Consider the following 22,457-nt stretch of genomic DNA (forward strand, 5'->3'; position numbering starts at 1 on the left):
TTTCCCCGATGTAATCGACGACTGTTGTCTCAATTTCACCGTGGAAAATCATACGTTCATCGAAATCAAATTTGTTTAATTGATATGATTTCGTGCTCTACTTTCAAAAGGACCGCTGCTTTGCGAACGGTCCTTTTTCACCATTATTGTTGAATAGCCGCTTCAAGCGCCACTTCGATCATTTCATTGAACGTTGTTTGACGTTCTTCTGCCGAAGTCGCTTCGCCAGTCAAAATATGATCGCTGACTGTTAAGATGGCCAACGCCTGACGACCAAACTTCGCTGCAAGCGTGTATAATGCTGCAGCTTCCATTTCAACCGCCAACACCCCATACTGGGCCCACTTCTCATGTTGTGCAAACTCATTATAAAAGACGTCTTCAGTAAAGACGTTGCCCACTTTCAAATCCAGACCTTTTTCGATTCCTGCTTGGTGCGCTTTTAGTAACAGGTCAAAGTTTGCGGTCGGTGCATAAGTGACCCCATTGAAAATGATTTCAGTCATTTTAGAATCTGTTGAAGCACTTTGCGCAAGGATGACATCCCGTACGTGAACATCCTTTTGAATAGCTCCGCAAGTACCGACACGGATCAGTTTTTGCACGTCATATTCTTGCATTAATTCCGTGACGTAAATGGAAATGGATGGCACACCCATCCCGGTTCCTTGGACTGAAATCCGCTTTCCTTTATAAGTGCCCGTATATCCGAACATATTGCGAACCTCATTATATAATGTCGCATCTTCCAAAAAGTTTTCTGCAATATATTTTGCACGGAGCGGATCCCCTGGAAGCAAAATCGTATCGGCAATGTCACCTTTTTTCGCGTTGATATGTATACTCATCACCTATTGCCTCACTTTCAAATTTTTCTTTTTCAATCATACAGTTAAATAGGTCAAGTTGCAATGAAGAAGCCGCTTTCCTTCAATTGAAACGCTCTTCATACAATTGATATAATTCATCGAAGACGACGGATGGCATATTCGAATCTGCTTTATCTTCAATATAACGAGACAACGTATCAAAAGACGTTTCATCCTTCGGAAAACTTAAATCATTAAACATATATTCCGCGAAAACGGCGAAAGAATCCTCTTTCGCACCTCCGCGGTACGATAGAACAAACTGGTAAAATGAGCGTTTCATCCCAGCCCTCCTTTTTCACTTATTGAAAAGTTTGAGATAGGCATCGTAGCCTTCCTCTTCCATCCGCTCAACCGGAATAAAGCGTAGAGCGGCTGAATTGATACAATAACGCAGTCCATTTTCACCCGGTCCATCCGGGAATACATGTCCTAAATGGGAGTCTGCTGTTTTACTGCGTACTTCCGTCCGCCTCATCCCATAACTAGTATCAAAGTGTTCCGTCACTTCCGCTTCTTCTATCGGTCGCGTAAAGCTCGGCCAACCACAACCGGCATCGTATTTGTCCTTTGAGCTGAATAACGGTTTACCCGAGACGATATCGACGTAGATCCCTTCTTCAAAATGCCGATCATATTCATTGCGGTAAGGAGGTTCTGTTCCGTTTTCCTGTGTGACATGATACTGCATTTCCGTCAGTTTGTTTTTCAATTCTTCTTTCATGCTAGGTCCCCCCAATTGTTCAATTTAAATTGCTCTCGTCCCGAACCGACTGCATACCGGTTATAATGCACAGGGTTTTTCATGTAATAATTTTGATGTCCTTCTTCAGCTTGGTAAAACGTTTTGGCTGGAAGGATATCGGTTGCGATCGGTTTATCGAATTTACCGGAAGCAGCCAATTCTTCTTTTGATTGTTCGGCAAGTCGTTGTTGTTCAGGCGTATGTGTATAAATCGCTGTCCGATACGACTCTCCACGATCGAAAAATTGTCCCCCGGCATCGGTCGGGTCGATCTGTCGCCAAAAGATGCGTAGCAACTCCTCATAAGAGATGATAGCATCGTCGAATGTGATTTGGACAGCTTCCCGATGCCCTGTCGTATTTGTGCAAACAAGTTCATAGGTTGGATTTTCAACATCACCGCCCGTGTAACCTGAAACGACCGAAAGCACGCCATCATAGCGATCGAAAGGTTTCACCATGCACCAAAAACAACCACCTGCAAATGTAGCTAGCGATTTTGCCATTTCAACAGCTCCTATTCTTTTGGGATAATAATTTCTAAAATAATTTCATCTTCTGCCAAGTTGAATGTTTTTGCCCGTACCTTCAAATTACCCGATAGAGGCAATTTTGTTAAGTCGATGAATACCTCTTCTTCCTTAGGACGGACAATCATCCATGGTGGCAATTTCACCGAATCCCTTAAAATCGTCAAGACAGTAGAAGGTTGGATTTTCAATTGCCCGATTTCCATCGACGACAGCTTCAATATGAGGTTGCCATCCTCTCTGACAAGTGGATCAAAATGCATGATTACAGGCAATTTTAACGAAAATACCATCATTTCCGATAACAGGACAACATCATCTCGAACGACCATTGTCACCGGAAGTGGTTCCCCTTTGACTGCTTTTCCTATATAGGTATTCGCAATACCTTCAAAATCTTCCTTTGCCACTTTAACTGTCAATACGTGATCCGATGTATCCTCTATTTTCACCTCTGGTAACGGTTCTGAATCACCTGGAGATCCAATGAGGAATATTATATATGCGACAACAGCCACGATGAGGCCTGCCAGTAAAAAAAATCCGATTTTCCATCGATTCATGCGATCATCTCCTACATATCCAATTGCCCTTCTGACAGTTCCAGCAAACCACATTTTTGAATGGATTCGAGAAAACGGTTTGCCATCCCGTCATACCCTTTTGCGTTCGGATGGAAAAAATCGGTATGATATACCATGTTCACATTTGAATCGAATAAGTCCGTGACGGGTACAAAACATGCTTTTCCGTCCATAATTGCACGGATTTCAATCGCTTCATTCCAATCTTCCAGAATCTCATCGAATTCATTTGCTTCATCCGTCACAATTGAAATCGGGTTATATAAGCCCCCTACAACAATGATCGCATCTCCGTTCAATGTCCGAATGATGGTAAACAGCTCATCCAGCCTATTCTCAAAGTCACCGAGTTCTCTATAAAATGGTTCCACTTTTAAATTAAACAGGTTGGCTTTTACCACTTTCATTATATCGTTTCCACCAATTGTCAAGTAAATCAGGTCTGCTTCTTCGACTGCAGATTGGATTTCGCTTTCTTCCAATTGCTTGATCAGCTGATCACTTCTGCGTCCCCGCTTTGCCAAATTCGCCGAATCGACATCCAGAACACCTTTCCATTCTTTCATTTTATCAGTCACACGACCGAAATAACCGCTTTTTTTCAACTCATCTCCAACACCTTGCGTAAGCGAATCCCCAAGACCGATAACATGGATTTTTTTCGGTATGAAGTAGCCTGGAATCGACCACTCGGAAAAGCCGCTTTCATGCCGAGTAGAGAATGGTTGAGATACACGGTTATCCTCAGGTTGGCAGCTTGACAACAACAATGAGAAGACGATCAAAAGCATGAAAACTCTTCTCATAGATGACGTTCCCCTTTTCCTCAGTAAAATTTCTGTTCTCTTTTAATGTGTATCCTACATGAAGCCATATTTATTACATGGAGAGGTAATAAATATGGATTTTGAATTGTTGGATCTAGTCAACTTTCCTTTTTTCGATCATAGACAAGATACGAATATGGAATTCCTTCTTTTGAAAATTGTTCTTCTGAAGCAGACACTAAATTCCATTCCGATCCGTACGGCGGAAAAAAAGTATCGCCTGCAAAATGCTTTTGAATGAGCGTAATATAAAGTCGATCTGCAATCCCAATTGCCAAACGAAAGATTTCTGCACCGCCGATAATGATAATTTCATCTGAAAACTCTTTCGCTTTTTCAATTGCCTTCCGGAGATCATGGACGACAACAGTTCCATCGGCCGTGTATCCCTTGTTTCGGGTAATGACGATATTTAATCTCCCCGGTAATGGTCTGCCGATTGACTCGAATGTTTTTCGTCCCATAATCATTGCTTTACCCATCGATACCTTCTTGAAATAGGCCAATTCTTCCGGTATATGCCATGGCAGTTCGTTATTCACGCCAATCACCCGGTCGGGATCATGTGCCACTAACAGTGATATCATCCTCTTCTTCCTTTCTTCTAAACAAACAGCTCAGTTATTTTACATAAACCAATCAACTCGAACTACAGAATCCGATCGAACCATTTCAAAGCTATTATTTTACGCCAGAATACTCAGCGTCTTCTTCATTACACCGCAATAGGCGCTTTAATCTTCGGATGGGGATCATAACCTTCCAGTACGATATCAGCAGTTGTCATTTCAAAAATCGATTTCCCTTCGCCTTTTAGTACTAACGTTGGCAGCTTTTTCGGTTCACGTGTCAATTGCTCATTCACTTGACTCAAATGATTCGAATAAATATGCGCATCGCCAAGTGTATGGACGAATTCCCCGACACCAAGATTACATTCTTTTGCAATCAAGTGAACGAGCAATGCATACGATGCAATGTTGAACGGAACGCCAAGGAAAATATCTGCACTCCGTTGATAAAGTTGACAAGACAATTTGCCATCTGCTACGTAAAACTGAAATAAGGCATGGCATGGTGGTAACGCCATATCTTCCACTTCAGATGGATTCCAAGCTGTGACAATATGTCGCCTAGAATCAGGATTCCGTTTAATGCTCTCGATTACATTAGCGATTTGGTCAATGGTATCTGTCCCCGTCGCCCAAGAGCGCCATTGTTTACCGTAAACCGGCCCGAGGTCTGCGTATTTTGCAGCAAACTCTTCGTCCTCGACAACCCGTTTCTTAAAAGCGTCCATCTCTATTTGGTAAATAGCCGCAAATTCGGGGTCTTTGGTAGCCCGACGTCCGAAATCCGTCATATCAGGCCCGGCATACTCCGCACTCTTCACCCATTTTTCAAATGCCCATTCATCCCATATCGGGTTCCCATCTTCAATGAGTGTCTTAACATTTGTATCGCCTTTCAAAAACCAGAGTAACTCTGACGAGATAAGACGAAAGGCCGTTTTTTTCGTTGTCATCAATGGAAAACCTTCATTTAAATCGAATCGCATTTGATAACCGAACACACTCATTGTTCCCGTCCCGGTCCGATCTTCTTTTTTTGTACCCGTTTCTAAAACATGTTTACATAAATCCAAATATTGCTTCATCTGAAAAGCCTCCTCTTACTTGATTCCAGTATAACAAAAACAGTTGTACGATTGAAATCAATTACGCCTCGGCGTAATTGTGTCCAGATTTTGAATTGCGAATCGAACAGCGAAGGGTTCGATTTGCCTTAATTTCTGCGTTTTTTTGCAGAATTTAAGGCACTTAGATAATCGCGATTGACTCCTTTCAAAATCCATGACATCCGCCGGAGGCTTTACTTGCTTCAGCACCTGGCTGAAGCAAGTAAAAAAATACCGCCTAAGTGGTTTATGATAACCACTTAGGCGGCGTGTTTTTCGACCAATAGATATCGCCAATCGTGTGATGTGTCACAAATCCATCATCGGCGACATGATAATGGAAGTTGAAAAAATAGCCATCTTGTGGCCGTTTGTCGGTTCGGACGTGAAAACGGATAAGATCTTTCCTTGTATCCATGTCATAGACATTGAATATTTTCTCGGAGTAGTCTCCTCCTGGCCGTTCGCTGATCGCCAACTTTCGCTTATGTAGATCTTCAGAATGCAGAAGTGTCATTTGGATCGCTTCCTCGATTTTCGGGAAGATAACTTCATCAAATTCGTCTCCAATCACTGGACCGATCTTGGAACCGAATTTTGTGTAGGCCATTTCCTTTGCAGACACGACTAATGAGTCTTCACTTGGATCGGCATACGTATCTCCGTCATCTGCATAAACAGGATCATCCAATCCGATGGCATAATCGGCAAGACGTGATGGATCTTCCGTCTGTTTTGGATGGACTTTCTCCTGCAAAGTTGTCCAAATTTCATGGTTCGGCGAAATCGCGCCAAATGTCAGAAGCGCTACTGCAATAACAATTGTCTTTTGTATCCATTTTCTCATACATTTCACCTGCAATTTTGAACATTTTTTAAAATGCGCGTTAACTGTTTGACGAAAAGACATAGAAAAGGTTTCTTCTTTCTACTATTCATTGTACAATAAATTTGTAGATAAATGTGCGTTTTTTTGAAGGAGGGTAATACTCGTGGATGTACAACTCTTTATTGGTATCGGAATGCTCGCATTGATACTGTATTTAAGCTCTTTGAACTTTACGCATTAACATTCATTCAAAAACGCCATCATCCTGCATATGAGGATGATGGCGTTTTTCATTCATTCAGTTGAAGATACGAGGAATTCCTTTTCCAAATAACCGAAATGGAATTTTGTATTCGGTCGGACTTTCCGGATTAGCTGGAAACGGTCAAATACATGCGAGTCAAATCGGTCTTTTACGACGACTCGTCTTTTACAGACTCGCATCGCCTGTTCCATCCACGCCTGTGATAGCATGCCATGGACGCCAGCTTTGCGCAATGGAGTGAAGTTGGATGATTCTTCGATCGGTCGATGGAACATCGGATCGATATAGACGATATCCCAAGAGGCATCTGGTTGTGTATGGAGATAGTCAATGGCGACTGATGGAATGACTGCAATCCGGCTCATTGAGTTACAGAGTTGTTCCGAATTTGTCGAAAAGGATTGGAGCCCTCGCCCAGTGATAAATGCTACTGCTGCGTCCGCTTCGATCCCTAAAACTTTTCCACTGTCTCCAACGACAGCAGACGCGACAATGCTATCGGAAGCAAGTCCGAGTGTACAATCGAGAAAAGAGTCACCTTCGCGTAAGGCAGCGGCTTCAACCATCGGATCACGTTCCCCTTTTGCCAACCGTTTCAATCGGAAGGCAGCTGAATTCGGATGGAAGAAAAAGGGTTCTTCCATCCCTAACCGATACAGTTCAAATCGATTTTTTCCAGCTACCAACACATCTGCCCTGTATTCTTCCTGCAAGCGGAAGACAGATCGCTTATTCCGTTCCACAAAAGGTGAATCGAGCGCTTTGACCGCTTCCATCGCTAACATTTCGGAATGCTTATCCGGTCTGCCACCTGTTGTAATGATCATGTTCACTTGCTGCAAACTTGAGTCAGAACTTCCGCCAGATGGTTTTTAATTTGTTCCATTTCGAAGTTCTCGATCTGTTCCCGCGGGATGAAGTAAGCCAATGCGCCATCTTTCCATAAGGCAATGGACGGAGAGCTTGGCGGTACTTCTGCAAAATACGCACGCATTCTTTCTGTCGCTTCTTTATCTTGTCCTGCGAAAACGGTCAATAGATGATCCGGTTTCTGTTCAGCTTCTTGCAAAGCTTCCCTTACAGCTGGCCTTGCAAGACCTGCTGCACATCCACAAACCGAATTAATGACGACTAGTGCCGTCCCTTCCAGTTTGTCCATCTTCTCTTCAACAGCCTCTGCCGTTGTCAATTCTGTAAATCCATTTTGTACAAGTTCCTCACGCATCGGTTTGACGATGCCCTTCATATATTCATCGTAAGCATTCATGTGTTCAATTCCCTCCAGTTAGTAAAACGTTCTTTCTACAAATTTTTGTCCATCTCCATATTACTATAGAAGAGATTGTTTTTTCACATCATCTGTTTATCGATTATTGAAACGCGCCAAGAAGTCTTGTAAGCGCTCGCTTTTTGGATTCATCAAAATTTCTTCCGGTGATCCTTCCTCCTCGATAACCCCATCATTTAAAAACAGGATTCGGTCAGCAATATCAAGCGCAAAATCCATTTCGTGGGTAACTAAAATCATCGCCATTTCTCCTTCCTTGGCTAGGTCGCGGATCACTTCCAATACTTCTCCAACAAGTTCCGGGTCAAGAGCAGAAGTTACTTCATCAAATAGCATCACTTTCGGCTTCATCATCAAGGCACGAGCCATCGCAACCCGCTGTTTTTGACCTCCCGATAATTGGCTTGGATACAAGTCGATTTTGTCACCGAGACCAACTTTTTCAAGCATTTCTACCGCTTGCTGTTCCACTTCCGTTTTGTCTTCCTTTTTAACGATTGTTGGCGCTAGCATACAATTCTCTAAAATGGTCATATGCGGGAACAGATTGAAGTGTTGGAATACCATGCCGATATCTCCGCGTATCGATCGTAAATGGTGCTCATCTGCCATTACAAGCTGCCCTTTTTTCTCCATTTGCCATAAATTTTCCCCATTGACCAAAATCGTTCCTGAGGTCGGTTGCTCCAACGTCATAAGCATACGGATAATGGTCGTCTTCCCTGATCCACTCGGACCGATCAATGCGACTTTTTCGGCAGGTTTAACCTCTAAATCGATGCCTTTCAAAACATCAACCTCTCCGAATGTTTTAAAAATGTTTGAATAATGAACGATGGATTCTCCCATAGATATGAACTCCCTTTACAGTTACAGTGTCGAAACTGATTTTTTATCAAAACGCCGATTATATTTTTTCTCCAGCTTGTTAATCAATAAAGCGGATGGATAGCTGAGCAATAAAAAGAACAATGCGACAACCGTTAACGGTTCTACATACTTCCAATACTGGGCTCCGTAATCATTCGCTATATGCAGCATCGCAACAACACCGATTGTAGAAGCAAGCGGCACTTCCTTAAACATAATGATCAAGTAGTTACCAAGCATCGGAATGGTCGGCGGAATCGCCTGCGGTAAGATGATTTTCAGCCATTTCTGTTTTGACGATAAATTCAACGCCGTCGAAGCTTCCCATTGTCCTTTATCAACCGACTCGATGCCGGAACGATAGACTTCGGACAAGTAGGTACTAAAATGTAAACCAAGACCTAAAATCGCCGCCGCAAACGGATTGAGCGAGACGCCTACTACAGGCACCATCGGCCAAGCGTAAAAAATGAAAAACAATTGAACCAAAGGAGGTGTCGAACGAATGAATTCGGCAATCCAACGGAAAATCCAGCGAACGGTTTTAGAAGGGATACGCGCCATGAACACCCAAAAGAAACCAAAGATCATCGCAAAAAGATAACAAGCAATCGTTAAACCGAGTGTAATCCATAACCCTTTGAAAATCAGTGGAATGACTTCAAAAAACACGCTCCAATCCCATTTCATTGCTGCGCCACCCCCTTCTTAGAGAAAACTTCCATCTTCCTTGTAAATGCGATAAGCGGCAATGCGAGGATAAAATAGAAAACGAGGATCAGCAAATAGACTGTCGGCGCTTCTGCTAAATGAGTACTTCTGTAAATATTTCCGTAATACAATAAATCTGTCAGGCCTATCAACGATACAAGAGAAGTCGCTTTCAAAATCTGGATTAAATAATTTCCGTACTCGGGAAGCATCATCCGGATTGCCTGCGGGATAATGATATAGCGCAACCGTTGAAATTTCGTTAAATTTAGTGCAATCGAGGCTTCTGTTTGTCCACCGGAAACCGATAGGATCGCCCCTCTGACAATCTCAGACATATAAGCGCCATAGTTCAGAGAAATAGCAATCACAGCTGTCCAGATATCACTTCCCAAGTGAATATTAAACAATCCCGGTAATGCATAAGAAAACCAGAAAAGTTGTATGATGAGCGAAGTCCCTCGGAATATTTCAACATAAAATCCGGTGAACTTGTTGAGCAGAACATTAGAGGACACTCTCGACAACCCAGCGACAAACGCAATCAAAGTCGAGATGGTGATGGAAAGGGCCAATACGATTAATGTGATTTTTATCCCCTCTAGGAGTACAAGGGATATTTCCATTATGGAACTCATAAAAACATCTCCATTTTCAGCCGTAATGTGAAAAGGGCCATACCTGTAACAAAGGTGCGACCCTAAAACGATTAGTAATTTTCACCGCTACAAATACTCTCAGTAGTCACTTCAAGAGCTACAACATTCATTTCTTCTGTAAATCCATAAGGCTCAATAATTGCAGCAAGCTCGCCACTTGCCTTCAACTTTTTAAGTTCGGCATTATACGCGTCCTTTAATGCCTCGTTATCTTGACGGAAAGCAGCTGCACCGTAGCTTGGTACACCTTCAATATTCGGTTGTTCGAAGTCATTGACAAACTCCAGTTTGTCTTGATTTGAAGATTCAAGCGCCATTTTGATCGTCATTTCTGTACCTGTCGTTGCATGTGCTCTCCCTGACTCAACCGCCGAGAAAGAAGCCGGAATATCTGGAACCATTGTAATTTGGCTTTCAGCAACACCTTCAGCCAAAAGGAATGCCTTTTCGGTCGCGCCGCTCATTACAGCAACCGTAATTTCGGGATTGGCTGCTATGTCTTGATAACTATGCAACTTCATCGGGTTTCCGGACTCGACAATGAGGCCTTCCCCGTATTTCATCTCAGGTTCACCAAAAGCTACGTTGGTACAACGATCCGGTGTAATCGCCATTCCAGCTGTAATGACATCGAATTTACCGGCGTTCAATCCAGGAATCAGTTGCTGAAAATCAGACAGATGTCCGTCAACTTCTTCTACACCAAGATTTTTGAAAATCGCTTTTGCAATATCAACAGCAGCTCCTTTCAATTCGCCATCCTCCTCATATGCATAAGGCTTTTCGTTTGCAAAACCAACTTTTACCTGTCCTTTGTCTTGTAGCGAAGACAAAATATCCCCGGATGAGCCGTTTCCTTCGTTTCCACATGCCGCCAACAGAAGCAAAATGACCGTGGCCAAAATTCCAAACTTAAATTTCCTCATAATTTCCTCCTTTATTTTTTCGTAAAACTCTTAAATTTTATAGTTTTTAGATTAACATAGAGAATTTCAAACTTCAAATGGAAAAACGGATTTTTCTGAATGTCACGTTAATTCGAAAAGTCAATTGAGATTGACGTAACAACCGTTAAAAGCTCTTCGAAATCCTTTAAAATAATTTAAAATTTATTTTCAAAGACCATTAATCAAGTATAAATAAATGATCAAATAGATTTAACCCTTTAACTTTTCCCAATTCAAATAGATCAAAATTGATAAAAAAATAATAAAAAACAGCAAATGAAATTGTGGCATCATTTGCTGTTTTTCACGATTATTCTACTTGAATCGTCAATCTATATGCTGTTCCCGCATTTTAAACTACTTAAGCGAAATCATTTCAGTTCATCGAAGTATCCTTGATCCAATACGAGAAACAATAACCCGATCGCATCAGATTCGGTCAGCGTCCCATTCGATAATTTTTCACGCCAAATAGGAGGTAATGTTGTTTTCCCGCTTTGTTCGAGTCGCTTCAAGACAGAAATTGTGGCATCGATCATTGTTTGCGAGGAAGGATTATAGAACTTTTCCGTCATTATTTTAGCAACGGAGGACTCCTTGTCTTCCAGTTCATTTTTTGACTTCAATTTAAAATAGGACGCCAAGCCATCCGCAATAGCTTCGCCTTGGGCTTTCAAGTAATTGTCGTCACGTAATTTTATTATGTCAACTTTGGAATCTAAAAATCCTCCTTCTGTCAAAATGGCAGGCATGGAGGACTCACGTAACACATGAAAATCCGCTTGTTTCATGCCACGATCGCTAATCCCCATCGCCATGACGACCCGGGGATGGACAATATTCGCTATTTCCTTCGATCGTGAACTCGCATCCGGATTATCTGACGTATATGTTTCAATGCCGCTATGCATCCCCCATTTCCCATTCATCGCGTTGTGATGGATAGATGCGTAAACATCGGCTTTCCATTTATTCGCAAGGTCTGTCCTTTTTGTAAGCGGAACATCCGTCTTTCCAGTAGGATCATCTACACGAAGAATTTCTACGTCTTTATAAGTTTGTAATTTCGCTATGGCATATTGAGCTACTTTATTGTTAAATGACCATTCCCGCTCGCCATCAGGGGAACGCTTCCCAGGTGTATCAAATCCATGCCCGGCATCGATTGCAATTTTAACCATTGTAAATACCTCCTCTTCGTGTTTTACAATATTCAAGTGAGAATCCATCATCTCCCTTAAATACTTTTCTCTGTATCATATTCGCTATTTATGTGTGATTGTCGGCACTTGTCCATTTTCAATAGGAAAAGAAAAGATGCCTACCTATACAGGAAAGACATAAGAAGTCGAAATCCTCTTTAGCGATGCATCTTGTTAATGGAACCCGTCTTTCCGCTCTATTTGTGCCCTTTAATCGGTTTCGCACACTTCAAATCCTTCTTTTGTTATACGGTAATCCAAGCTGTTTACGGTAAAAGTTGAAATGAAGTTCGACGTGGTTGAATAATTTTTTATTTTTATCAAATAACTTCAAACTGTCTTCATAATGATCCCGTCTTATTTCTTTTTTGATCGACCAGATGATGGCATCCAATTCCGGATCGACCAACTCATAATTCTTTTTGACAATATCATCGATTTCATACAGCGATTCTTTCGTAATGCCATCATAACCTTCACCAGCCACAACAGCTGCTTTTAATATTTTTAAGACCGGCGTATAGATTTTTTTCAAAATTTCCGATTTGTATTTTACAGATTCATTACGGATTTCTTTCATCAATTGAAAATGATAAGAAAAGAAACTAGTGATCAGAATGGTAATGGAAGAACTGACTAACGCAATGATCACTTCTTTCATATGGAAGCCCCTTTCTACACCGGGTACTGCCATTGTATTCAACTGAGTCTCAACCATGTAAGTATAGCCGCCTACTCGGTTGAGTTGGCGGCTATCCATCAGTTTTCTCTGATTGTATTTCTTGCAAGTCCGGCATATGACAGGACAGCGATGAGGCCTGACACGAAAATGATAACGCCCATTGGAATTGCGGTTTCTTCTCCCCCTATCCCAACGAGTGGCGCAGTGATCGCTCCCAAAACGAAAGGCAGTAATCCAAGCAACGCGGAAGCGCTCCCTGCAATATGCCCTTGTGATTCCAGCGCCAATGAAAAGGACGATGTCGAAATGACGCCAATCGATGCGACGAAAAAGAAAATCGGCACAACGATTGTAACGAGTGGTCCATTCAGCAAGACGGCCAGCAGGAGCAATGCACCAGATAGGACCGAGATGAATAATCCGATTTCTAAAAATCGTTTTTCAGATACGATTCCTGACAGCCTTCCTACCACTTGAGCCCCCATTATAAGGCCGAGTCCGTTCATGCCGAACAACAAGCTAAAGGTTTGTGGCGAAACACCGTAAATATTTTGATACACAAAAGGTGTCCCAGCCACATAAGCGAAAATCCCCGCCATGATGAAGCCCTGCGCAAGGGCAAATCCCATAAATTGACGGCTTTTCAGTAAAGACAAAAAGTTTTTCAATGTGGCGGAAAGACTACTCGGTACACGCATTTGCTCGGGCAGCGTCTCGTCTAATCTCCATAACACAATGATAAATAAAAGCAGGCCGATTGCACTTAATACAGTGAAGATTCCTGACCAATTCGTGAATGCGAGAATGCCACCACCCAAGACGGGGGCAAGGATCGGAGCCAGATTATTAATGAGCATTAACAAGGCGAAGAACTTTGTCAATTCCCTTCCACTGTAGACATCGCGAACAATCGCTCTTGAAAGAACGATGCCGGCGGATGCAGCTAACCCTTGTATAAAACGGGCAGCAATAAAGAAACCGATGCTTGGTGCGAATACACAGAAGAGTGAAGCTATAAAATAAACGATAAGCGAAACGAGCAATGGCTTTTTTCGTCCTCGTACATCACTCATCGGTCCGACAATCAATTGCCCGAGCCCGATACCTAACAGACATGCTGTTAAACTAACTTGTACATAGGAAGCTGTCGTTTCAAATGCATATACAATTGTAGGAAATGATGGCAAATACATATCAATCGTCAACGGACCCATTGCTGCCAATGTTCCAAGAAGTAATGCAAACTTTAATCGTTTTGTTCCTGATAATGGTTCCATGTTGAAAACAACCTTTCTGAAGCTGGACATCGTTTGCGAATGCAATCGATGAATTGAACATTATTTTGTGTGCACAAGTACTCTACTGTACCATCAAAGTGGATAATAATAAAGAAGGCTGATTGAAACGAAATGTAACGTTTCCAATCAGCCTTCTTGTTCACCTCTAACTTATTCTTCCGGCGATGCCATCCGTGCTTCGGTCATCTGCTTCCAAACGGAACCTTTGGCGTCCTCGCCTTCCTCAATTCGTGCAATGGCCATACGGATTTGCAGCTTCACCTCAAACTCCGGATCGTTTTCAGCCTCTTTCAATGCAAAAAGTGCTTTTTCAGTTCCTGTTTCATAAAGGAACATCGCCGCACGCCAACGAACCAATTTATTTTTATCTTTCAATGCCTCGATAGCCGCAGCTTCAAATCCTTCAAATCCGAGATCGCTCATACAATCGCCAGCAGTACGGCGGACAGCCCAGCTTTTGTCTTTAAGTGCTTTTTCAACATAGGGAATAACTGCTTCATCTTCAATCATGCCAAGATAGACTGTGGCAAGGCGACGGATTGACATTTTTTCATCATCAAGCGCCCGATCCAATAATGGAGCATCCGACATATCGGGATCAGGCATTTGATCAAGCAATTGAAACCTTGTTTCCCATTCTTCGACGTCAAATTCTTCAAGCGTCACTTTTCTTCCACGCTGGACAGTGTCCGAGTGACCTTCCCCGGCTTGGCGGACAATTTCCTGCAGACGCTCGTCCGGATAGGCAGCTTCGATTTCCTGAATAACCGTTTCTCCTATTTCAGCTTTTTCGCCGTAGCGGATTCCGTAGTCCGCCCACTTACGTAGTAATATATAGTTTTCGACTTCACGCCCTTGAACAGCATTCATCGCTTTGACAAAACGTTCGCTCAAGCCGAAGCGTTCTTCGGAATTGCTATCAAACACCTTCACTTGCAAAGGTATATCTTTATAAGTTTGGACGTGTACATACACTTCACCAAAGCTGTCGTCGGCTTGCTCCTCCACTTCAGATTCTTCACTTTGCTCTTCATTAAAAACAGCTTGAACATCAGCTAGAATCGCTTCCCAAGCGACTTTCCCCACCCGTTCAACCGCCATGAAATTCATGACATGATAAATTCCTTTGACCCCATTGATGTTCAACAATTCGGATACAGGGTACGGGGCTATTTCTACGTCCGTTTTTTTATAATTATGGCCGGTACCTTGCGGCAATTCCGTATCCAAGACAATTTTCATGGAATTCGGGCTCGGTGTCGGTTCAATCGTTACAATTTTCATGAATAAGTTCCCTCCAGTTTAAGACTCTGCAATTTCTTGTAAGTATGACCATCGCTCGATCAATGTTTCATACGATTCGTTTAATGCATCGAGCTTCGTTGTCAGTTCTCTTAGTTTATCGTAATCGGAGCCGGCGGAGGCCATTTCTGCCTCGGTCTGTTCAATTTCCGTCTCCACTTTCTCAATTTCCGTATCGATGGATTCCCATTCTTTCTTTTCAGCATAAGTCATTTTCTTTTTCTGAGGCTTATTGGCCGGTTTCACAACTTCAACAACAGGTTCTGGTTTCACATCTGTAACAGCTTCATAGGTTTCAAGGTAATCTGTATAGATCCCGTACCAAGAATCGATTTTTCCGGAGCCGTCCAATATCCATAATTTCGTCGATGTACGATCGAGGAAAAATCGGTCATGGGATATTGTAATGACAACACCCGGAAACGTATCAATGAATGATTCGAGCACGGATAATGTCTCCAAATCCAAATCATTCGTCGGCTCGTCCAGCAACAATACATTGGGCTGTTCCATCAATAGTTTCAACAAATACAATCTTTTCCGTTCTCCGCCAGACAATTTACTGATGGGTGTCCCGTGAGATGAAGTCGGGAATAAAAAACGTTCCAACATTTGTGAAGCAGATATACGCACGCCGTCCGCATCTTCGATATCATTCGATGTCTCACGTATATATTCGATAATCCGTTTGTTTCCATTCATCGATGGGATATGTTGATGGAAATGGGCAATCTTCACCGTAGATCCCTTTTCAATGTGCCCGCTATCCGGTTCAATTTCGCCTGAGATTAGTTTTAATAACGTCGTTTTCCCCGCTCCATTTGCCCCGACAACTGCTATCCGATCACCGGATTGAAGCAAGCATGAAAAATCCTCGACAATTTTTCTGTCGCCGAACGATTTTGAAATACTCATCGCTTCAATGACCTTTCGTCCAAGCCGAGAAGTTTTCAACGCAACATCCATTTCGACGCCGCTCTCTTCTTTTTTCACTTTTTCAGCTAGCTCTTCAAAACGGCCAATCCGGGCTTTCTGTTTCGTCGATCGTGCTTTCGCACCCCGCTTGATCCACTTCAACTCAGAGCGGTATTGGTTGCGAAGCTTATCGCCCGTTGCCGCCGCCATTTCTTCACGCAACGCTTTCGATTCGAGATAATCGCCGTAGTTTCCAGTATGGGAATACAACGTCTTGTCGGCCAGCTCATAAATATGTGTAGAGACCACATCAAGAAAATAGCGATCATGCGTGACGAAGATGACCGCGCCTTGCTCATTTTTTAAAAACTCTTGCAACCAAGTGATGGAATTCACATCAAGATGGTTGGTCGGTTCATCGAGCAACAGCAAATCCGCAGGTTCAATAAGCACTTTAGCTAATGAAACCCTTTTTTGCTGCCCGCCTGACAGCTCTCCCATCTTTTTATCGAACGTATCAATGCCCAGTTTCGTCAAGATCGTTCTCGCTTTTGCATTCAGATCCCATGCAGACTGCGCATCCATTTCGTTTTGCAGTTTGGTGAATTGCTCCTGATGAGCGGAAGACTCCGGATTTGCCGTCAGTGCCTGAAGGGCATGTTCATAATCCAAGTTCAATTTAATAATCGGTGCATCACTCATGAACACCGTTTCCATGACGGTCCGCTCTGGATCCACATCAGGTTCTTGCGGTAGATATGCAATCCGATATTTATTCGGATGGTCTTTCGATATTGTGTCTGCATCTTCAGTTCCGGCGATGATGGACAGCAACGTCGATTTACCGGTACCGTTTATGCCGATCAACCCGACTTTTTCCCCGCTCACCACTGTGAACGCTATATTGTTGAATAACGTTTTCTCCCCGACCGTCTTCGTCAGGTTTTCAACGATCAATTGACTCATGACAACACTTCCATTTCTAAATGACTACCTGTTTCTATCATAGCTGATATGGACGGTTTTTTGAAAGTGTATTGTCTGTCCTATATAACCAATCAATGAAAATACAAGGAAGATCAATGGCAAATCCCGCTAAACGGATAGGCTAGGACGCATTTGAATTTTAGTCGAATTAGAAAAGCTTACATTCGCTATGCAAAAACATAGCGAATGTAAGCTTTTTGAGAAACCATCGATTTAATTCACCAAACGCCCACTCTTTCCTTGCGCTTCCCAGTAAGTATCGCGGAGTTGAACTTTTTGAATTTTACCCGATGCAGTTTTTGGGAGTTCTTCGACGAACGTGACGCTTGTAACCGCTTTAAAGTGGGCTAATCGCTCCCTTGAAAAAGCGATGAACTCTTCCTCAGTCGCTTCCATATTTTCCCGTAGAACAATATAAGCGTGAGGAGTTTCACCCCATTTTTCATGTGGTACAGCAATGACAGCAGCTTCCAAAACAGCAGGGTGTTCATAAAGGACCCCTTCCACTTCGATTGATGAAATATTTTCACCGCCACTAATGATGACATCTTTCTTACGATCAACAATATTGATATAACCATATTCATCCACAGTTCCCATATCTCCTGTAAAAAGCCAACCCTCTTGAAGCGCTTCTTTTGTAGCCTCTTCATTTTTCCAGTAACCTTTCATCACGCCGTGACCCCGAACAGCCACTTCCCCCACCTCAGCCCCATCGTGTTCTACTTCGCGTCCATTTGCTCCAAGGACACGGACATCGCTGCCGATCATCGGATAACCGGCTTTCGATTTCAAAACGGTTTGTTGCGCTTTTGGCAAATCCGTTAACTGGGAATGAATGGTTGATATAAGGCTGAGCGGGGTTGATTCCGTCATCCCATATACTTGAATGAACTTCCAACCTAATTCTTCCTCGACTCTGGTAATAAACGCAGGTGGAGGCGCGGAACCGGCAATGACCACTCGGACATCTTGTTCCACGACAGGTTGATGTGCATCATGGTATTGCAATAAAGCATTCAATACGGTTGGTGCCATATGTAAGATAGTTACCCGATAATCTTGCAGTGCTTTGAAAATAGAAGCAGGCGTCGATTTTCGGGAGCAAATATGTGTCGCACCGTTAGCCGTATAGTAAAAAGGAGCACCCCATCCATTTACGTGGAACATTGGTAGTACGTGTAAATAGACGTCCGACTCTTTCACGTTTAAATGGTGCATTGTCGATAGCGCATGTAAATAATTGTTCCGATGTGTCAACATGACCCCTTTTGGATTTCCGGTCGTTCCACTTGTATAAAGCAAGCTACAGACGTCATTTTCATCAATATCTGCACGATCGAACACCGAAGCCGAGTAGGAAGTCAGCCAATCATCATAATCGATGGCATTCGTTTCCGAGTCTTTATAATGAACAATGATATGCTCAACCGTTTTGAAATCAGGGATAATCAAGCGGATTAGAGAATAGAAATCTTGATCGACGAAAAGCACTTTAGCTTCACTATGGTTCAGGATGAATAGATAATCTTCGGGCTTTAGGCGAATATTCAGCGGCACCATTATCGCACCAAGTTGAAAAACACCATAAAAGCCTTCTAACATTTCAAGTGAATTGCCTGCCAAATAAGCGACTCGATCTCCTTTTACAATTCCGAGGTCTCGTAGTCCATTGGATAGCTGGTTGACTCTGCCATTCAATTGCTTATACGTGATGGTTCTCCCCTCACAGTGGACCGCTTCTTTTTCGCCGAATAATGTGACAGCTCGATCTAGGAAATGGGGTAAAATTAATGGAATGTTCATCTCTTTTCACCTCGTTGTTTTCATTCAGTATATAGGATTGTAAATATTCTGTCATCTATTATACTAACAAAATACTTTTCCATCGATTTCCTTCTCGGCCAACTCACTGCCTAACTTCTTTTTCCACCACCGCCTTGCCACCTGAATACAGTCCACTTGCCGACAACCCCATCATGATCCCAACAAGTATCCCCGCTTTCGGGTCATGGGGATAGATATAAAAGATGCCTCCCAATATCCCGAAAATCAACGCCATGATTGGCAGTAATCGCCTTGACATTCCATACATTTTCAATAGTTCTACCATCCCGATAATCAGTGGGATTAAGACAACATCATAGACCTCCAACAATTTCCCTCCTAAACGAATTTTCATCACGTCCTAGATCACTCTCTTTATCCCTTCTTCAATCTATGTATTCGGGAATGAAGTCATGTACCTGCGCATCCTTTATTTGATTTCATATTGACCTTCTATCCAAACTGCGAAATGATTGTTTATTCCAAACAAAAAGTATTTTGGTATAATTAATTTTTAGTTAGAAACATATTTTTATAATCTGTTTCGAAAATTTCGATTAGGGTAAAACATTGTAAAACCAACTATATTCCAAATACCATTGAATAAATAAATTATTTTTGACAATTGAAAACGATTATATGTATTATAGTGAAATATGAAGGAGGCAACATAATGTCACAGTTAACGAAAAAAGAAATTGTGGAAAGCGTTCCGCAGAAAGGATTTTTCGGACATCCAAAAGGATTGTTCACTCTTTTCTTCACAGAATTCTGGGAGCGTTTTTCCTATTATGGGATGAGAGCGATCCTTGTTTTTTATATGTACTACGAGGTGTCTAAGGGCGGGCTCGGATTGGATAAGACCCTTGCATTATCGATTATGTCCATTTACGGTTCCCTTGTATACATGTCCGGAATCATCGGCGGTTGGCTTGCAGACCGGATATTCGGTACTTCGAAAGCCGTATTCTATGGCGGTATTTTCATTATGCTCGGTCATATTGCGCTAGCAATTCCAGGTAATCTAGCCATGTTCTTCACGTCGATGGTACTCATCGTAATCGGAACAGGTCTATTGAAACCGAACGTCTCTAGTATCGTCGGTGACGTTTATCCTGAAAACGACAATAGACGGGATGCCGGCTTCAGTATTTTCTATATGGGGATCAACTTGGGGGCTTTCATTTCTCCGATTATCACCGGTGAATTAATGCACACCAGTTTCCATCTTGGATTCGGGTTGGCTGCTATCGGGATGTTTATCGGCTTGGTTGTCTTTATGCTAACGAAGAAGAGTAGCCTTGGACTTGCCGGTACACAAGTGGCAAATCCATTGTCTGTAAAGGAAAAGAAAAAAGTATCCATTATTGCTGCAATTGCATTAGTAGTCATTGCAATAGCGATTGCAATCGCTATTCCACGCGGTTGGCTTACATTCGAATCTTTTATCACAATCGTGGGTATACTTGGTTTCCTCATCCCTACCGCTTACTTTATTGTGATGTATAGGAGTCCAAAAACGAATGATGTGGAACGTTCACGTATCCTTGCGTTCATTCCGCTCTTCCTTGCTGCTGTCATGTTCTGGGCAATCGCAGAACAGGGTTCAACGATTTTAGCGCTATACGCGGATACACGGACGAACTTAAACTTTATGGGAATTACCATTTCACCGGCTTGGTTCCAATCGTTCAATCCGCTGTTCATCATCACATTAGCACCCGTATTTGCATGGCTGTGGATGAAGCTCGGTGACCGCCAGCCTTCTATCCCGAAAAAGTTCTCGTTAGGGCTCCTATTTGCTGGACTGTCCTTCATCGTCATTTTATTACCAGGTTATTTTGGAGGTACAGACGCCCTCGTCAGCCCACTATGGCTCGTCTTAAGCATCCTACTTGTCGTGCTAGGTGAATTATGCCTATCGCCTGTCGGGTTGTCCGCGACAACCAAACTTGCGCCTGCTGCTTTCTCTGCTCAGACGATGAGCCTTTGGTTCCTATCGAACGCAGCCGCACAAGCACTGAACGCACAGCTCGTTAAGTTTTATACGCCTGAAACGGAAATGATGTATTTTGGAATTATCGGAGGAGTGGCTATTCTGCTCGGAATTATCCTCTTCGGTATTTCCCCTTTCATCCAACGTTATATGAAAGGCGTACGCTAATCCTAAAAGGTATGATCCGCAACGGATTATACCTTTTTACGTTCATCGACCCGAGGCATGATGTTCTTCTGCCGTTACCGTTCGCTTTCGGTACAAAAGTATTTATTCAATGAAGATGAAATTATTTTTAAAATCAGGTTTTTCTCCCTATTAATAAATGCTATGATAAGAATGTTAGTTATTTTTATAATAGATTGAAAAGGAGTAAAATGATGATTATTGGTTTAACAATTATTTTAATCCTCGTACTGTTTTTACCGTTCACTGTGAAAATAGTCGAGCGTAACTTGGAAGTTTTCCTATTCATCATGGGTGTGGCCGCCGCAATTGTGAGCGGTATGTTGGATAAATCACTCATTGTCAAGGCATTGGAAGATCCCATTCAAATTACACTGGCAGTAATCATTGCTGGGCTATTATTCCGTTGGCTTCAAAGCCCAATTGAAAATGGGATTCTCGGCATGAGTAAAGCGATGCCGTTCAGGTTGTTTTTAGCACTTGTTGTCATCATTCTCGGAATCATTTCTAGTGTGATTACAGCCATTATTGCTGCGATTGTCCTCGTCACTGTCGTAAGTGTCCTTCGTTTGGATCGCAAATCCGAAGTACGACTTGTTATCCTAGCTTGTTATTCTATCGGGATGGGGGCAGTTTTAACGCCGATTGGCGAACCTTTGTCGACGATTGCAACGAGTAAATTGAATGAAGATTTCTTCTATTTACTCCAATTAATTGGTGCAGATGTCATCCCTGGCGTTATTGTTTTCGGTATACTTGCCGCTGTTATCATCAAACCTCAGGAAAAAACAAGAAGTCTTTACGCAGATCAAGGAACCGAATCTTACATAGACATTTTAATTCGTGGAGTTAAGATTTATCTATTCGTCATGGCCCTTACCTTACTTGGAGCTGGATTTGAACCGTTCATCGAAAGATATTTACTCGATCTCCATCCTTATGTCTTGTACTGGATCAATATGATTTCAGCTGTTCTTGACAACGCTACACTCGCAGCAGCAGAAATCAGTCCGACGATGGATGAGCCGACCATTAAGGCTATTCTTCTCGGTCTTCTCATCAGTGGCGGTATGTTGATTCCCGGGAATATACCCAACATTATCGCCGCCGGAAAACTGAATATTAAAAGTATCGAATGGGCACGTTTCGGTGTTCCAATCGGCTTACTCGCAATGATCGTTTACTTTATCATCATTGTGACAATTGGTTAATCACTATATGTAAATGAAAAGGTCGTAAAATGGAGTACACTTACTTCCA

General features: G+C 42.5%; 24 protein-coding genes. 2 read left to right on the forward strand and 22 right to left on the reverse strand.

Annotated features, from left to right (window positions below; translation table 11 throughout):
- Positions 1 to 143: 143 nt before the first annotated feature.
- The 22 genes from deoD to MHZ95_RS04445 form a co-directional block, all read right to left on the reverse strand.
- A complete protein-coding gene (gene deoD / locus MHZ95_RS04340) occupies positions 144 to 848 on the reverse strand; it encodes a purine-nucleoside phosphorylase (protein WP_239389303.1) in 705 nt (234 codons plus the stop codon).
- 82 nt (positions 849 to 930) lie between these two features.
- Positions 931 to 1,152: a YozE family protein gene (locus MHZ95_RS04345; RefSeq protein ID WP_239389304.1), complete on the reverse strand. Its 222-nt coding sequence runs from the start codon at positions 1,150 to 1,152 to the stop codon at positions 931 to 933.
- A 15-nt stretch (positions 1,153 to 1,167) separates the two neighbouring features.
- Positions 1,168 to 1,593 (reverse strand): peptide-methionine (R)-S-oxide reductase MsrB, encoded by a 426-nt coding sequence (msrB, locus tag MHZ95_RS04350; protein WP_239389305.1) that lies wholly within the window; start codon positions 1,591 to 1,593, stop codon positions 1,168 to 1,170.
- A complete protein-coding gene (msrA, locus tag MHZ95_RS04355) occupies positions 1,590 to 2,120 on the reverse strand; it encodes a peptide-methionine (S)-S-oxide reductase MsrA (protein ID WP_239389306.1) in 531 nt (176 codons plus the stop codon). The genes msrB and msrA overlap by 4 nt, the downstream gene beginning before the upstream one ends.
- Positions 2,121 to 2,131: 11 nt before the next feature.
- Complete coding sequence (locus MHZ95_RS04360) at positions 2,132 to 2,707, reverse strand: YpmS family protein (protein WP_239389307.1); 576 nt, start codon at positions 2,705 to 2,707, stop codon at positions 2,132 to 2,134.
- 11 nt (positions 2,708 to 2,718) lie between these two features.
- On the reverse strand, positions 2,719 to 3,534 hold the full coding sequence (locus MHZ95_RS04365; RefSeq protein ID WP_239389308.1) for a GDSL-type esterase/lipase family protein: 816 nt from the start codon (positions 3,532 to 3,534) through the stop codon (positions 2,719 to 2,721).
- A 119-nt stretch (positions 3,535 to 3,653) separates the two neighbouring features.
- Positions 3,654 to 4,142, reverse strand: coding sequence for a dihydrofolate reductase (locus MHZ95_RS04370; protein ID WP_239389309.1), 489 nt, complete (start codon positions 4,140 to 4,142; stop codon positions 3,654 to 3,656).
- 128 nt (positions 4,143 to 4,270) lie between these two features.
- Complete coding sequence (locus tag MHZ95_RS04375) at positions 4,271 to 5,212, reverse strand: thymidylate synthase (RefSeq protein ID WP_239389310.1); 942 nt, start codon at positions 5,210 to 5,212, stop codon at positions 4,271 to 4,273.
- 268 nt (positions 5,213 to 5,480) lie between these two features.
- Positions 5,481 to 6,080, reverse strand: coding sequence for a YpjP family protein (locus MHZ95_RS04380; RefSeq protein ID WP_239389311.1), 600 nt, complete (start codon positions 6,078 to 6,080; stop codon positions 5,481 to 5,483).
- Between the two features lie 276 nt (positions 6,081 to 6,356).
- Positions 6,357 to 7,160, reverse strand: a complete 804-nt coding sequence (locus tag MHZ95_RS04385) for a class I SAM-dependent methyltransferase (RefSeq protein ID WP_239389561.1) — start codon at positions 7,158 to 7,160, stop codon at positions 6,357 to 6,359.
- Positions 7,157 to 7,594: a BrxA/BrxB family bacilliredoxin gene (locus MHZ95_RS04390; RefSeq protein WP_239389312.1), complete on the reverse strand. Its 438-nt coding sequence runs from the start codon at positions 7,592 to 7,594 to the stop codon at positions 7,157 to 7,159. The genes MHZ95_RS04385 and MHZ95_RS04390 overlap by 4 nt, the downstream gene beginning before the upstream one ends.
- Before the next feature lie 96 nt (positions 7,595 to 7,690).
- Entirely contained in the window at positions 7,691 to 8,464 is a 774-nt protein-coding gene (ehuA, locus tag MHZ95_RS04395) for an ectoine/hydroxyectoine ABC transporter ATP-binding protein EhuA (protein WP_239389313.1), read from the reverse strand.
- 21 nt (positions 8,465 to 8,485) lie between these two features.
- A complete protein-coding gene (gene ehuD, locus MHZ95_RS04400; RefSeq protein WP_239389314.1) occupies positions 8,486 to 9,175 on the reverse strand; it encodes an ectoine/hydroxyectoine ABC transporter permease subunit EhuD in 690 nt (229 codons plus the stop codon).
- A complete protein-coding gene (locus MHZ95_RS04405) occupies positions 9,172 to 9,834 on the reverse strand; it encodes an amino acid ABC transporter permease (RefSeq protein WP_239389315.1) in 663 nt (220 codons plus the stop codon). The genes ehuD and MHZ95_RS04405 overlap by 4 nt, the downstream gene beginning before the upstream one ends.
- Before the next feature lie 71 nt (positions 9,835 to 9,905).
- Positions 9,906 to 10,781, reverse strand: coding sequence for an ectoine/hydroxyectoine ABC transporter substrate-binding protein EhuB (gene ehuB / locus MHZ95_RS04410; RefSeq protein ID WP_239389316.1), 876 nt, complete (start codon positions 10,779 to 10,781; stop codon positions 9,906 to 9,908).
- A 392-nt stretch (positions 10,782 to 11,173) separates the two neighbouring features.
- Positions 11,174 to 11,983, reverse strand: a complete 810-nt coding sequence (locus MHZ95_RS04415) for an N-acetylmuramoyl-L-alanine amidase family protein (protein ID WP_239389317.1) — start codon at positions 11,981 to 11,983, stop codon at positions 11,174 to 11,176.
- Positions 11,984 to 12,233: 250 nt separating this feature from the next.
- Positions 12,234 to 12,722, reverse strand: coding sequence for a hypothetical protein (locus tag MHZ95_RS04420; protein WP_239389318.1), 489 nt, complete (start codon positions 12,720 to 12,722; stop codon positions 12,234 to 12,236).
- A 41-nt stretch (positions 12,723 to 12,763) separates the two neighbouring features.
- On the reverse strand, positions 12,764 to 13,963 hold the full coding sequence (locus tag MHZ95_RS04425) for a Bcr/CflA family efflux MFS transporter (RefSeq protein WP_239389319.1): 1,200 nt from the start codon (positions 13,961 to 13,963) through the stop codon (positions 12,764 to 12,766).
- A gap of 171 nt (positions 13,964 to 14,134) precedes the next feature.
- Positions 14,135 to 15,268, reverse strand: coding sequence for a conserved virulence factor C family protein (locus tag MHZ95_RS04430; RefSeq protein WP_239389320.1), 1,134 nt, complete (start codon positions 15,266 to 15,268; stop codon positions 14,135 to 14,137).
- Positions 15,269 to 15,286: 18 nt separating this feature from the next.
- Positions 15,287 to 17,167: an ABC-F family ATP-binding cassette domain-containing protein gene (locus MHZ95_RS04435; RefSeq protein ID WP_239389321.1), complete on the reverse strand. Its 1,881-nt coding sequence runs from the start codon at positions 17,165 to 17,167 to the stop codon at positions 15,287 to 15,289.
- 234 nt (positions 17,168 to 17,401) lie between these two features.
- Positions 17,402 to 18,994: a long-chain-fatty-acid--CoA ligase gene (locus MHZ95_RS04440; RefSeq protein WP_239389322.1), complete on the reverse strand. Its 1,593-nt coding sequence runs from the start codon at positions 18,992 to 18,994 to the stop codon at positions 17,402 to 17,404.
- Positions 18,995 to 19,097: 103 nt separating this feature from the next.
- Positions 19,098 to 19,343 carry a hypothetical protein gene (locus tag MHZ95_RS04445; protein ID WP_239389323.1) on the reverse strand — a complete coding sequence of 82 codons (246 nt, stop codon included), beginning with the start codon at positions 19,341 to 19,343 and terminating at the stop codon, positions 19,098 to 19,100.
- 345 nt (positions 19,344 to 19,688) lie between these two features.
- Here MHZ95_RS04445 and MHZ95_RS04450 point away from each other — a divergent pair, with 345 nt between their 5' ends.
- Positions 19,689 to 21,179 (forward strand): peptide MFS transporter, encoded by a 1,491-nt coding sequence (locus MHZ95_RS04450; RefSeq protein ID WP_239389324.1) that lies wholly within the window; start codon positions 19,689 to 19,691, stop codon positions 21,177 to 21,179.
- 212 nt (positions 21,180 to 21,391) lie between these two features.
- Positions 21,392 to 22,408 (forward strand): DUF1646 family protein, encoded by a 1,017-nt coding sequence (locus MHZ95_RS04455; protein WP_239389325.1) that lies wholly within the window; start codon positions 21,392 to 21,394, stop codon positions 22,406 to 22,408.
- Positions 22,409 to 22,457: the final 49 nt, after the last annotated feature.

The sequence above is a fragment of the Sporosarcina sp. ACRSM genome (assembly GCF_022346545.1).
In the GTDB taxonomy this organism is placed as follows: domain Bacteria; phylum Bacillota; class Bacilli; order Bacillales_A; family Planococcaceae; genus Sporosarcina.